Consider the following 12,685-nt stretch of genomic DNA (forward strand, 5'->3'; position numbering starts at 1 on the left):
CGTACCCCAGCGCCCAGTCAACTCCCTTGTCCGGATGTCGCTTTGACCTCTGTTGTTCATGTGGCGCCTGTCTTTCGGCGCCGGCGGAGATCCGCCCGGTAGGCGCTCGGGGACCGGCCCGTGTGGCGGGTGAAGAGGACGGTGAAGGTGCCGGGGTCGCGGTAGCCGACGGAGCTCGCGACGGCGGCGACGGTGCGGTCGGTGGTCTCCAGGAGGTGGCGGGCGCGGCGGACGCGGGAGGACTGGAGGTGGGCGAGCGGGGTGCGGCCGGTCTCGGCGGAGAAACGGCGCAGCAGGGTCCTGGTGCTGACGCCGAAGGCCGCGGCGAGGGCTGAGAGGTCGTAGCGGTCGGCGAGGTGCTGGTCGAGATGGCGCATGACCCGCTCGGAGAACGCGTGGCCGGGCTGCGGGAGGAGCCGGGCGTCGACGTACGGGGTCTGGGAGGTGCGCGCGTCGTCGACGAGGGCGAGGCGGGCGGTGGCGCGGGCCACGCGGGGCCCGCCGTGGCGGCGGATCAGGTCGAGCGCGAAGTCGTACATGGCGCTGAAGGCGGCCGTGGTCGTCACCCCCGTGTCGGTGACGACGAGTTCTTCGGGCCGGACGTCGACGGCCGGGCGGCGGCGGGCCAGCGCGTCCGCCTGGAGCCAGGACGTCGTGGCGCGCCGCCCGTCGAGGAGTCCGGCTTCGGCGAGCAGGAACGCGCCGACGCAGAGGGAGACGACGGCGGTGCCGGCGGCGAACTGCGCGCGGATCGCGGCGATCTCGGGGCCGAGCGCGCCGAGCCGCTCGTCCAGGTCGGCGTCGAGGAGCAGTTCGAAGCCCGGGACGACGAGGACGTCGACCTCGCGGAGGGGACCGACGTCGAGCCGCGCGCCGCCGGAGGCGGTGACCCGGCGGCGCGGCGAGACGATCGCCACCTGGTACCCGGGGCCGTCGGGCCCCGCGATGTGTCCGGCCATCGTCAACAGGTCGGGGACGCCGAAGACTTCGGACGCGAAGCAGCCCGGATACGCCAGGACACCGACGCGCAGCGCACTCATGGTGGCGAGATTACCGGTGCCTGTGGCGATCTCGCCCCTCCCCCGGGCTCTCGGCGGCGGGCCAGGCTGTGCCCATGACTCCTTCCGCCGACGATCCCCTCGACGACTTCACCCCTCGGCTCATCGACGTGGACGGCGTGGTGAAGACCGTCCACACCGCCGGTTCCGGGCCCGCCGTCGTCGTCCTGCCCGAGATGCCCGGCATCAGTCCCGACGTGCTGCGCCTCGCGCGCTGGGTGCGGGACGCCGGCTTCACCGTCCTCGTGCCCTCCCTCTTCGGGACCGACGGCGCCTTCCCCACGGTGGAGGGCGGCCAGGAGGTGATCCGGCGGGCGTGCGTCAGCGCGGAGTTCCGGGCGTTCGCCGGGGGCGGTACGAGCCCGGTCGCGGCGTGGCTGCGCGGTCTGGCGCGCCGGGCGCACGCCGAGTGCGGCGGCCCGGGCGTCGGCGCGATCGGCCTGTGCTTCACCGGCAACTTCGCCCTGACGATGGCCCTGGAACCGGCCGTGATCGCGCCCGTGGTCAACCACCCCTCCCTGCCCCTCGACGACCCCGGCGGACTCGAACTCGACGAGGCGGACGCGCGCGCGATCCAGGAGCGGGTGGCCCGCGACGGGCTGACCGTCCTCTCGTACCGCTTCGAGGGCGACCGCTGGTGCACGGGCCGACGGTTCGCGGCGTACCGCGCGCTGCTCGGCGACGCCTTCGACGGCCGGGTCCTCCCGGACAGTGCCGCGAACCCCGCTCCCCCGCCGTTCTTCGCCGAGACGGTCGGTACGCCGCACAGCGTCGTCACCGCCCACCTGGTCGACGAGGCCGGCCACCCCACCGTCCGGGCCCGGGACGAGATCCTGGCCTTCCTGGGCGACCGCCTGCACCCCGCGACCGGCTGACGGGGACGTCGGCACGCACCGCGGCCGGCCCGTCCGGGCGCTCCGCGCCGATGCCCGCGCCGACGCCGTGCCGCGTCATGTGCTCCCCCGCGAACGGTCACGCAAAGGCGTCCGCCGCGCACGCACGGCCGCCGAAAGCCCGGGTCCCCGCCGGGCACGCCCGCCCCGCGCCCGTTCTCCCGTGCGGGGGAGCACACTGGCAGGAGGGGGCGGAGGGCTTGCCCCGGCCCGGGGCAGGGGCCGTTCCGCCCACTCGTGGAAGAGGGTGCGCGGATGTCCGGTACTCGGTCCTCGTCCCGCTCGCGCTACGCCCCCGACCGGGGGCTCGCGACCCGCATGGCGACGACGATGTTCCTGATCGGCCTCCTGTACGTGGTCTTCGTCGGCGTCCTGCTGGTGCTGATGCGCGGGTCCTGGCCCGTCATCCTGCTGATCACGGGCGCGCTGTTCGTCGGGCAGTTCTGGTTCAGCGACCGGATCGCCGCGCTGGGCATGGGGGCGCGCGAGGTGACGCGCGAGCAGGCGCCCGAACTGCACGGCACCGTGGACCGGATCTGCGCCCTGGCCGACATGCCGAAGCCGAAGGTCGCGATCGCCGAGAGCGACGTGCCGAACGCGTTCGCCACCGGCCGCGGCGAGAAGACCGCGCTGGTCTGCGTCACGACCGGTCTGCTGCGGCGCCTCGAGCCGGAGGAGCTGGAGGGCGTGCTCGCGCACGAGATGTCGCACGTGGCGCACCGGGACGTGGCGGTCATGACCATCGCGTCGTTCCTGGGGGTGCTCGCGGGAATGATGACGCGGGTCGCGCTGTACAGCGGTCTCGGCCGCAGCCGGGACAGCACCATGGGCGTCGCCGTGATCCTCGTGCCCGTGGTCAGCGCCGCCGTCTACGTCGTCAGCTTCCTGCTGACCCGGGTGCTGTCCCGCTACCGCGAACTGGCCGCCGACCGTGCCGCCGCGCTCCTCACCGGCCGCCCCTCGGCGCTCGCGTCCGCACTCACCAAGGTGAGCGGGGAGATGGCCCGGATCCCGACGAAGGACCTGCGCAAGGCGGAGCCGTACAACGCGTTCTGGTTCGCTCCCGCCTTCTCGTCCAAGGAGAGCCTGAGCCGGCTGCTCTCCACCCACCCCACTCTGGAGCAGCGGCTCGAACAGCTCGCGCGGATCTCGGCGCGGCTGGGTGAGGCGTGACGGCGGTGGGACTCCTCGACAGCATCCTCGGGCGCAGCCGGCCGGTGCGGCCCGATCTGGACCGGCTCTTCGGACTCCCGGCCGCCGCGCTGACCCTGCAGGCGGGCACGGGCTTCGTGCCGACCGGCGCCGGGGCGGTGTGCTTCGCCGCGGTGGAGGGCGGTGCGTTCGCGCGTCTGAAGGGCGATGTACGGGACCTCCTCGACGTCGAGGCGTCGGCCGATCCCGGTCCGGGTGCGGGTGCCGGGCCGGGGGCGTCGCCCGTGACGTACACCTCGGACGCGTACGGCTACACGTGGCTCACCGTCCGGCGTCCCGCCGAGGACCTGATCACGCTGGTCAACGACCTGCACGCGGTCAACGCGCTCCTGGAGGAGGCCGGCTTCGGCCCGAACCTCCTCTGCTCCCTGACCGCGTTCCACGCCCCGGAAGGCGGCGCGGGAAGCGGCACGGACCGGACCCGCGACCTCGCCCTCGTCTACCTCTACAAGCGCGGCACGTTCTATCCGCTATGTACACTGCCTGACCAGCACAAACGCGATAACGCGCTGGAGCTACAGGTGGCTGGTCTGCTGAAGAACGACCTGCGGATCGAGGAGGACCTGGAGCGCTGGTTCCCGCTATGGGACGCGCCGGGACTGGCCGGCTGAGCCCTCGTTACGCGGCATCTTCTGCGAGCCGCGACCGGCCGGCCCCTGACCGTCGTCTCTGTCAGGCGTCACCGCGGCGAGGAATCAGGGTCCGCCTCCAGAACAGCCAACAGCTCCGCGAAGCGCCGGTCCTGCGAGGTTCCCGCTGCCAGCTCGCTCAGCGCATAGGCCGTGGTCTTGAAGCCGTCTCCGTGATGGAACTCCGCACCCCACGCACCCAGCCGCACCGAGGTCACCTCGTCCAGCCCCAGGCGGTGGGTCCCCCACGGATTGACCGCCACGATCCCGTCAGGACCGACCTGAAGCCGGACCCTGAGAATCGCCCACCAGAAGAACAACGCGACGCCGACGGCCAGCCCCGTCCACAGCCCGGCCAGCCGTGCCGTCTCTGCTCCCGGCGAGGAGGCCCACCCTGCCCAACCGAAGAGCGCCTTCACCCCCACAACGGCCGGGATCGCATAGCCCGCCACGCGAGCCGCCCCACCCACCCGCCACACCGACACCGAGTCCCCACCCTGGTCATCCATGGCCGCATTGTGAGCCACACAGCCTGACCAAACACAAAGGGGAACCCCTCGAAGGGCTGTCTACCTGATTGAAACCCGGCACCTTCTACCCCTTCGCCCCGCGCGCGGACCGGGCCGAGACCCGCGACAACGCCCTCGAACTGGAGGTCAGGGGCCTCCTCGCGGGCGATCTCGCCTTGGAACCCGACATGGAGCGCTGGTTCCCGGTCTGGGGCGCGCCGGGGCTCGGCGGGTCCGACGGGCAGCGGTGAGCGTGCGGGCCCTCCCATGAACCGGCGTCAGGGACCCACGTGGAGGGGGAGCTGGACGGGAGCGCCGTCGGCGCGCGGGCCTCGGCACCCGGCCCGGGCGCGCCGCTGTCGGTCGACCGGGCGTCCGGGGTCCGTGGCGCCCTCACTCCGTGGGGGCCTCCGCTCCGCGCCGGACGGTGCTGGTCGCCTCCGTCGTCGGCGCCGGCGGAAGGGCGCGGCTCCGTCGGCGCAGCCATGCGTAGAGCATCAGGCACGGCAGCAGCATTCCGGCGATGGTGAGGACGAGGAAGGCCGCGAGGCTGGTGATGTGGGAGACGAGCCAGTCGAAGTTCTGCCCGAAGAAGCCGACCACGAAGGACAGCGGGAGGAACACGCTGGCGAGGATGGTGAGGCGCTCCATCGTGGCGCTCTGCCGAAGGTTGATCTTGTTCTGCTCGACGGAGATCACCGCGATGTTCGCCTCCAGGACGGTGGCGAGGAGGTCGCGTTGTGCGGAGACCTCCTCGTTGACGAGCAGCAGGTGGTCGTGCACGTCGCGGATGTACGGCAGGAGCGCGGGCGGCGACTTGCCGGGCTGCAGGCGCCGTCCGAGCACGGCGAGCAGCGGGTGTACGGCGCGGTAGAAGTCGGTCGCCTCGCGGCGCAGGGAGTAGATGCGCTGCGTCGGGGCCACGGCCCCGGAGAACACGGTGGCCTCGATCTGCTCGATGTCGCGTTCGAGCTCCTCGACGACCGGCGCGTAGCTGTCGACCACCTGGTCGAAGATGGCCCAGAGCGTGGAGGCGCTGCCGGTCTTCAGGAGTTCGGGACGGCTCTCGAGTCGGCTCCGGGCTCCGTGCAGCTCGCTCGCGATGCCCTGGCGCACGGTGATCACGAAGTGTTCGGCGAGGAAGATGCTGATCTCGCCGGTGTCGATCTCCTCGCGCTCGTCGTCGTAGCGTGCCGTGCGCAGGATGATCAGCTCGGTGCCGTCCTCGTACTGCTCGGCCTTCGGCCGCAGGTGGAAGGTCCGCGCGTCCTCGACGGCGAGCTCGTGCAGTCCGAAGACCTCACGGACCCGGGTCAACTCCTCGGGACCGGGTTCGAAGACGCCCAGCCAGACGAACCCGCCCAGCTTGCAGTGCGCGGCCGCCTGCTCCAGGGGCATCGCACCCTCGTGCTGCCGACGCCCGTCCCGGTAGTGTGCACAGTCGACGATCATGGCCGCCTCCTCCTCACGCCCGGCCGACGCACACCGCCCCTCGCCCACCGACGGCACCACACGCCGCACCGGCCTCACCTCCCATGGTCCGCTCCCGACGGCCGCACGCTCGACCGGAGCGCGGTCCGCGCGGCCGCACGGGACGGAGGAGTACCGGGTCAAGCGGCTGCGGGTGCCGGATACCCGCACCCGACCGGTAGGGGGCCGGAGACCTCCGGTACGCGGGTTGCCGGGCTGCGGGCCTCCTGGCTCTGCTGCTCGTCGCCGACGCGGCGTACGGAACACTCAGCGCCGTACGCGCCGTCCTGTGGGCGGTCCTGGCCCTGTCGCCGGAGTACGGGGTCGTCGCCCTGCGGCGGCCGGCCGGCGAGGTCGACGGCGAGAAAGGCCAAGGCCGTCTTCAGTGCCTTCGCTCCGGCGGGTGCGGCTGCACCCCGGTCATCAGGACGTCGAGGCCCCGCCGGGTCGTCGCCAGGACCGCCCGGTCCCCCGCGCGCAGGATCCGCCCGTGCGGCGGGTGCCAGTCGAGGCCCGGCCGGTCGAGCCGCAGCCCTGCCAGCGTGTCCATCGAGGACGAGGAGAACCGGGCGTCCGCGGCGCCGACCGCCAGGACGCGCCACTCGTTCTCGCGGAACGCGGCGTGGATCGAGCGGCCCTCCAGCTCCGGGTGGCCGGCGACGTCGACCACGGTGAACAGCAGCGAGCCCCGCTCGACCGGCATCACCCCCAGCACGTGCCGCCCCATCATCGCGGCGGCGAAGGACGGGGCGGCCAGCGCGGACACGCTCCGGCTGCGGGTCAGGGCATCGGGGTACGAGGCGCGCATGGTCCGCGAGACGGTGGCCGCGAAGTCGTCGTCGTACAGCCGCATCACCACCCTGATGCCCGGGTTGGCCTCCCTGGCGGCCATGACGATGTCCAGGTTCTCGCTGTCCTCCCGGGTCAGGACGAGCAGGGACTTGCTCTGTCCGACACGGGCCCGGTCGAGGACGCCGGGCGCGGTGGCGTCCTCCAGGAGCAGCGGTATCCCGAGCTCGCGGGCGAGATGGACCCCGCGGGCGTGCGGGTCCCGCTCGACGGCCACGATCTTGTGGTCGGTCGTACCGAGCCGGGCCAGGACCCGCGTGCCGATCTTGCCGAGTCCGACCAGCACGATGTGGTCGCTCAGGTCCGCGGACGGCGGGTGGTTCGCGGAGGCGCTGCGGAAGGCCTCGGTGGCGTTCATGGTGGCGGCCACGACGAGCGGGAGGATCGCGAGGCCGACGAAGCCCGCGACGAGCTGGAGGATCCGGCGGGCCGGCTCCTCGTCGGTCGCCGGGTCCCCCATGGTGAAGATGTCGAGCAGCGGCAGGTACACGTCCTTCCACAGCGGGCCGTCCAGGACGAACGCGGTCGCGGCGGAGAGCAGGACGACGATGGCGGCCAGCGCCCCGAAGACGGCGATGACCTCCTTGGAGAAGAAGACCTTCCACGGCAGGTGCGTCAGGTGGCCGAGCAGCAGGTCCCGGTAGCCGCGGGAGGCCTTCGGGGCCTCCGGGTCATGGTGATGGGTGACCTCTTCGAGCATGAGCCGGCCGTGGGTGAACTGGCGGTGGTAGGAGGTACGGGTGTCCGGCAACAGCTGGGTGCCGTCCTCTCCGGGGGTCTCCGCGCTGTCCTCGCTCGCCGGGTCGTCCTGGTGCGCCCCGGACAGCACGGCCAGGGTGGCCAGATCGGTGGGCCGGCCGGGTGCCCCCGCCGGGCGTACGACGCCTCGGAAGACCTTGCCCTCGACCTGGAGCGTGTGGCCCTGTCCGACGGCGGCGGCCGAGACGAGCTCCGGAACGGCGGTGTCGGTGTCGGAGAGGACGGTGGTCGAGGTGTCCAGGGACGCGTCGTCCGCCTGTCCCCCGACCTCGGCGGCCCGGTCGAGGAGCCGTTCCAGATGGCGCCCGCGCTCGCGGTTGTACATGCGGATGACCAGGCGTATGGACGGGTTGAGGCTGCGCGCGAGGAGCGCGGCGGTCACGTTGACCTGGTCGTCGCCGTACGTCAGCGCGAGGGCGGCGGCGCGCTCGATCCCGGCCGCGCGCAGGGTCTGTTCGTCCGGCCTCGCCGACACCAGCAGCTCGACCGGCGAACGTGGGTCGCGGTGCAGGTCGGCGACCTCCGCCCCGTACACATCGCGCCGCGAGGGCAGGACCACGGTCACCGTCTCGCCGCAGACCGCGTCGAGCTCGACGGCGAGCCGGTGGGCGAGACCGTCGTCCCCGCAGATCACCATGTGCTGGGAGCGCTGCCCGAGTGGCAGGCGTAGATGGATGGTTGGCGTCACGTGAGCCAAGACTGCTCTTCGCCCCGGGCAGACGCCGAAGATTTGACGTGTTCCTGACGCGGGGAACGCATCCGTCGGTTCCTCCCGGCCGTCCTCACCCATGCCGGACAGGTTTCACGAAGGAGGGCGCCATGGAGAGCGCAGTGGTCGGAGTCGTCGTCGTGGTGGTCTTCCTCCTGTTGCTGTTGCGCAGCGGGATGCGTGTGATCAACGAGGTCGAGCGGGGGGTGGTGTTCCGCTTCGGGAAGGCGCTGCCCGGCCATCGGCAGCCGGGCATCACCTTCCTGATCCCGGTCGCGGACCGCATGCGGAAGGTGAACGTGCAGGTCGCGACGCTGCCGATCCCGACGCAGGAGGGCATCACCCGGGACAACGTGTCGGTCAAGGTCGACGCGGTCGTCTACTACCGGGTCACGGATCCCGCCCGTGCCGCGATCGAGGTGCAGGACTACGCCTTCGCCGTCGGCCAGGTCGCGCAGTCGTCGCTGCGTTCCATCATCGGCAAGAGCGATCTGGACGACCTCCTGTCCGACCGGGAGCGGCTGCACGAAGGGCTCGCGTTGATGATCGACAGCCCGGCGGCCGGCTGGGGCGTCCACATCGACCGGGTCGAGATCAAGGACGTGCAACTGCCGGAGTCGCTGAAGCGGTCGATGTCCCGGCAGGCCGAGGCGGAGCGCGAACGGCGGGCCCGGGTGATCACCGCGGACGGCGAGTTCCAGGCGGCCCAGCAGCTCGCCAACGCCTCGCGGATCATGTCCGACACCCCCGAGGCGATGCAGCTGCGGCTGCTGCAGACCGTCGTCGAGGTGGCGGCGGAGAAGAACTCCACGCTCGTGATGCCCTTCCCGGTGGAACTGCTCCGCTACTTCGACCGGGCGGCCCGCAACCTCGACGCCGCTCCTACGCCGGCGCCGGAGACTCCGAAGGGCACCGTGCCCGAGCAGCCCGACCCGGCGGACGCCTCCTGACGGACTGCGGCCGGATCCGCCCCGGGGCACCGCACGGGAGCGGCACGCGCCGCCCCGGGGCACCGCACGGGGGCGGATCCGCGCCGCCCCGGGGTCCGGGAGCGGCACGCGCCGCCCGGGGCTCCGCACGGGGCCCGGCAGGCGCCACAACTCGCCCACCCCGTCCGCCCGTTCCCACGTCGCCGTCCGCGGAAAGCGCGATACTCGACCTGTGGACTCGATCTACCGCAGTACGACGGGCAGGGAGCAGATCCGGCGCTGGTGCCACGACCGGCTCGACGCATGGGCGGTACCGCACGAGCGGACGACGGTGACCGCCAACGGCGCGCGCACGCACGTGGTCCTCGCCGGGGACGGCCCTACGACCGTCGTGTTCGTTCCCGGCACCAACTTCAACGCCGCCGCGTCCCTGCCGCTCGCCACGGCCCTGGTCGCCGCCGGACACCGGGTCCTCCTGCTGGACGTCCCGGGCCAGCCCGGCCTCAGCTCCGGCGAACGAGCGCTCTCCGGTGGCCGGTTGTCCTGGTACGGGGCATGGCTGGGCGAGGTGATCGAGAAGGTCTCGCCCGAGCCGGTGGCGGTGATGGGCCACTCCTTCGGTGCCGCGATGGCCCTGTCCGCCGACTCGCCCAGGATCAGCCGGCTCGTGCTGGTCTCGCCGGGCGGACTGGCCCGCCTGAGGCTGACCCCCGCGGTACTGGCCGCCTCCGCGGCCTGGTTCCTGCGGCCCCGACCGACGCACAGCGCCCGGCTCCTGCGCGCCATGCTCGCCCCGGGCCGTCGACCGCGCGAGGAGCTGGTGGACTGGATGACGCTGGTCGCCCGGCACGCGCGCTCCAGCGGAGCACCCGGCACGGCCGTCCTGCCCGCGCGCCCGGTCCCCCGCCTGGTCGTCACCGGCGAGCACGACGTCTTCCTCCCGCCCAGGCGGCTCGCCACAGCGGTGCGCGGCACGCTCGGCGCCGAGCTGGGTGTGGTCTCCGACGCCGGGCACCTCGTGGTCGAGGAGCGCCCCGAATTCCTGTCCGCCTTGTTGGAGGACCCGGGCCGGTCCGCCACGTAGCCGACGTCCGGGGTCGCGGCTGCCGCGCGGTCACGTCGTCCCGGTCGTCGTGTCGGGGTGGAACGGCGGAGCGCCCTCCTCCATGCGGAGGCCGATGGTCATGGTCAGGCCGCCTCCGGGCGTGTCCTCCGCCGTGACCGTGCCGCCCATGGCCTCGACGAAGCCGCGGGCGACCGCGAGGCCGAGGCCGACTCCCGCGCCGCGCGGGGCGTCGCCGTACCGCTGGAAGGCACCGAAGATGCGGTCCTTGGCCTCGTCGGGGACGCCGGGGCCCCGGTCGACGACGCGGAGCTCGACGCGGTCGGCGAGGGCGCTGGCGGCGACGAGGACCGGTGTGCCGGCGGGGCTGTACTTCACCGCGTTCTCGACGATGTTGGCGACGGCCCGCTCCAGCAGACCGCGGTCGACGACGACCATGGGCAGGGTCTCGGGGATGTCGAGCTCGACGCTGTCGTCGGGCACGCCCACGAGTGCCATCGGGACGACCTCGTCGAGGCCGGTCTGCCGGAGCACTGCCGTCACGGTCCCGGTCTCCAGGCGTGAGACGTCCAGGAGGTTGCCGACGAGGTGGTCGAGCCGGTCGGCGCCCTCCTCGACGTTGGCGAGGAGTTCGGCGCGGTCCTCCTCCGACCAGTCGACGTCGTCGGAGCGAAGCGAGGAGACGGACGCCTTGATGCCGGCGAGCGGCGTGCGCAGGTCGTGGCTGACGGCGGCGAGCAGAGAGGTGCGGATCTTGTTGCCCTCGGCCTGTCGGCGGGCTTCCTCCGCCTCGTCGACGAGACGCTGCCGGTCGAGGACGACCGCGGCCTGCGCGGCGAACGCGCCGAGCACGCGCCGGTCCTCTCCCGGCAGGACGCGGCCGGTCAGGGCGAGCGCCAGGTGGTCGCCGACCGGCATGTCGACGTCGGCGTCCTCGGGCCGGCCGACCGGGCGGCCGGGGCCGACGACCGCGACACACGTCCACGGCTCGGTGTCGTCGCTGCGCTCCAGGAGCGCGACGGACTCCATGGCGAAGGTCTCCCGGAGCCGTTCGAGCAGCGCGTCCAGGCCCGTCTCGCCGCGCAGCACGCTGCCCGCGAGGAAGGAGAGCGTCTCCGCCTCGGCGCGCAGCCGGGCGGCCTGGTGGGTGCGGCGGGCGGCCAGGTCGACCACGGAGGCGACGGAGATCGCCACGCCCACGAAGACGACCAGGGCGACGATGTTCTCCGGGTCGGCGATGGTGAGTTCGTGGATCGGCGGGGTGAAGTAGTAGTTGAGCAGCACCGATCCGGCGGCCGATGAGGCCAGTGCCGGGCGCAGGCCGCCGAGGAGTGCGGCGGCCACGGTGAGGGTGAGGAAGAGCAGGACGTCGTTGGCGAGCCCGATCTCGGGGGTGACGCCGAGCAGCAGGGTGAGCAGCACCGGTCCTGCGAGGCCGACGAGCCAGCCCCAGACGGTGCGGGACCGGCCCAGTTTCGCGCGACGCGCCGCGGGCAGGTTGCGGCCCTTCGCCGCCTCGTCGTGGGTGACGATGTGGACGTCGAGGTCGGGCCCCGACTCGCGGGCGACGGTGGCGCTGACACCGGGGCTGAAGGCGTACTGCCAGGAGCGGCGGCGGCTGACGCCGAGGACGATCTGGGTGGCGTTGACCCCGCGCGCGAACTCCAGGAGTCCGGTGGAGACGTCGTCGCCCACCACGTGGTGGAACGTCCCGCCGAGGTCCTCGACGAGGGTCCGCTGGACCGCCAGCTCCTTCGGGGAGGCGGCGGTGAGGCCGTCGCTGCGGGCGATGTAGACGGCCAGGACCTCGCCGCCCGCACCCTTCTCTGCGAGCCGGACGGCACGCCGGATCAGGGTGCGCCCCTCGGGGCCGCCGGTCAGACCCACCACGATCCGCTCCCGGGAGCCCCAGATCTTCGAGACCCGGTGTTCGGTGCGGTACTCCTGGAGGTACTCGTCGACCCGGTCGGCGGTCCAGAGCAGGGCCAGTTCACGTAGGGCGGTGAGATTGCCGAGGCGGAAGTAGTTGGAGAGGGCCGCGTCGACCTTGTCCGGCTTGTAGACGTTGCCGTGGGCCATGCGCCGTCGCAGGGCCTGCGGCGACATGTCGACCAGTTCTATCTGGTCGGCACGGCGCACCACCTCGTCCGGGACGGTCTCCCGCTGACGTACCCCGGTGATCGACTCGACGACGTCGCCGAGCGACTCCAGGTGCTGGATGTTGACCGTGGAGACGACGTCGATGCCGGCCGCGAGCAGTTCCTCGACGTCCTGCCAGCGCTTGGCGTTCCGCGAGCCGGGGATGTTGCTGTGGGCCAGCTCGTCCACGAGCACGACGGCGGGCTTCCGGGCGAGGACCGCGTCCACGTCCATCTCGGTGAAGACCGTGTCCCGGTACGCGATCTCCTTGCGCGGCACCGTCTCCAGGCCGTGCAGCATCACCTCCGTACGCGGCCGGCTGTGGTGCTCGACGAAGGCGACGACGCAGTCGGTGCCGCGCTCCACCCGTCGGTGGGCCTCCGAGAGCATCGAGTACGTCTTGCCGACGCCCGGTGCCGCGCCGAGATAGATACGAAGCTTTCCGCGTCCCATGGTGTCGTTTCTC

At 72.6% G+C, this 12,685-nt stretch carries 10 protein-coding genes and 1 pseudogene; 6 read left to right on the top strand and 5 right to left on the bottom strand.

Features of this window, described 5'->3' with window-relative positions:
• Positions 1 to 56: 56 nt before the first annotated feature.
• Positions 57 to 1,040 (bottom strand): GlxA family transcriptional regulator, encoded by a 984-nt coding sequence (locus tag GGE06_RS11540; protein ID WP_116162801.1) that lies wholly within the window; start codon positions 1,038 to 1,040, stop codon positions 57 to 59.
• A gap of 74 nt (positions 1,041 to 1,114) precedes the next feature.
• Between GGE06_RS11540 and GGE06_RS11545 the strand changes: the two genes are divergently transcribed.
• The 3 genes from GGE06_RS11545 to pspAB (GGE06_RS11555) all read left to right on the top strand — a co-directional run bounded on the left by GGE06_RS11545 (position 1,115) and on the right by pspAB (GGE06_RS11555) (position 3,774).
• Positions 1,115 to 1,933, top strand: coding sequence for a dienelactone hydrolase family protein (locus GGE06_RS11545; protein WP_116162799.1), 819 nt, complete (start codon positions 1,115 to 1,117; stop codon positions 1,931 to 1,933).
• A gap of 273 nt (positions 1,934 to 2,206) precedes the next feature.
• Positions 2,207 to 3,124, top strand: coding sequence for a zinc metalloprotease HtpX (gene htpX / locus GGE06_RS11550; protein WP_116162797.1), 918 nt, complete (start codon positions 2,207 to 2,209; stop codon positions 3,122 to 3,124).
• A gap of 5 nt (positions 3,125 to 3,129) precedes the next feature.
• On the top strand, positions 3,130 to 3,774 hold the full coding sequence (gene pspAB, locus GGE06_RS11555) for a PspA-associated protein PspAB (protein ID WP_184930749.1): 645 nt from the start codon (positions 3,130 to 3,132) through the stop codon (positions 3,772 to 3,774).
• 68 nt (positions 3,775 to 3,842) lie between these two features.
• Here the strand turns inward: pspAB (GGE06_RS11555) and GGE06_RS11560 are convergent, their stop codons facing one another.
• Positions 3,843 to 4,301 (bottom strand): PH domain-containing protein, encoded by a 459-nt coding sequence (locus GGE06_RS11560; RefSeq protein WP_246532485.1) that lies wholly within the window; start codon positions 4,299 to 4,301, stop codon positions 3,843 to 3,845.
• Positions 4,302 to 4,372: 71 nt separating this feature from the next.
• Between GGE06_RS11560 and pspAB (GGE06_RS11565) the strand changes: the two are divergent.
• Positions 4,373 to 4,552, top strand: a pseudogene (gene pspAB, locus GGE06_RS11565) (PspA-associated protein PspAB); the annotation flags it as partial.
• Positions 4,553 to 4,694: 142 nt separating this feature from the next.
• Here pspAB (GGE06_RS11565) and GGE06_RS11570 read toward each other — a convergent pair.
• Together GGE06_RS11570 and GGE06_RS11575 are read right to left on the bottom strand one after the other, a co-directional pair.
• The gene (locus GGE06_RS11570) at positions 4,695 to 5,753 is read right to left on the bottom strand and encodes a magnesium and cobalt transport protein CorA (RefSeq protein WP_116162795.1); all 1,059 of its coding nucleotides are present in this window, start codon (positions 5,751 to 5,753) and stop codon (positions 4,695 to 4,697) included.
• 400 nt (positions 5,754 to 6,153) lie between these two features.
• Entirely contained in the window at positions 6,154 to 8,067 is a 1,914-nt protein-coding gene (locus GGE06_RS11575; RefSeq protein WP_312883104.1) for an NAD-binding protein, read from the bottom strand.
• Positions 8,068 to 8,198: 131 nt separating this feature from the next.
• Between GGE06_RS11575 and GGE06_RS11580 the strand changes: the two genes are divergently transcribed.
• Positions 8,199 to 9,038: a slipin family protein gene (locus GGE06_RS11580; RefSeq protein WP_116162791.1), complete on the top strand. Its 840-nt coding sequence runs from the start codon at positions 8,199 to 8,201 to the stop codon at positions 9,036 to 9,038.
• Between the two features lie 211 nt (positions 9,039 to 9,249).
• Positions 9,250 to 10,101 (top strand): alpha/beta fold hydrolase, encoded by an 852-nt coding sequence (locus GGE06_RS43400; RefSeq protein ID WP_116162789.1) that lies wholly within the window; start codon positions 9,250 to 9,252, stop codon positions 10,099 to 10,101.
• Between the two features lie 30 nt (positions 10,102 to 10,131).
• On the opposite strand, the gene GGE06_RS11590 is transcribed toward GGE06_RS43400, so the two are convergent.
• Positions 10,132 to 12,672 (bottom strand): DUF4118 domain-containing protein, encoded by a 2,541-nt coding sequence (locus GGE06_RS11590; protein WP_184930750.1) that lies wholly within the window; start codon positions 12,670 to 12,672, stop codon positions 10,132 to 10,134.
• Positions 12,673 to 12,685 lie beyond the last annotated feature (13 nt).

Origin of the sequence: Streptomyces nymphaeiformis, assembly GCF_014203895.1 — a bacterium.
Lineage (GTDB): Bacteria > Actinomycetota > Actinomycetes > Streptomycetales > Streptomycetaceae > Streptomyces > Streptomyces nymphaeiformis.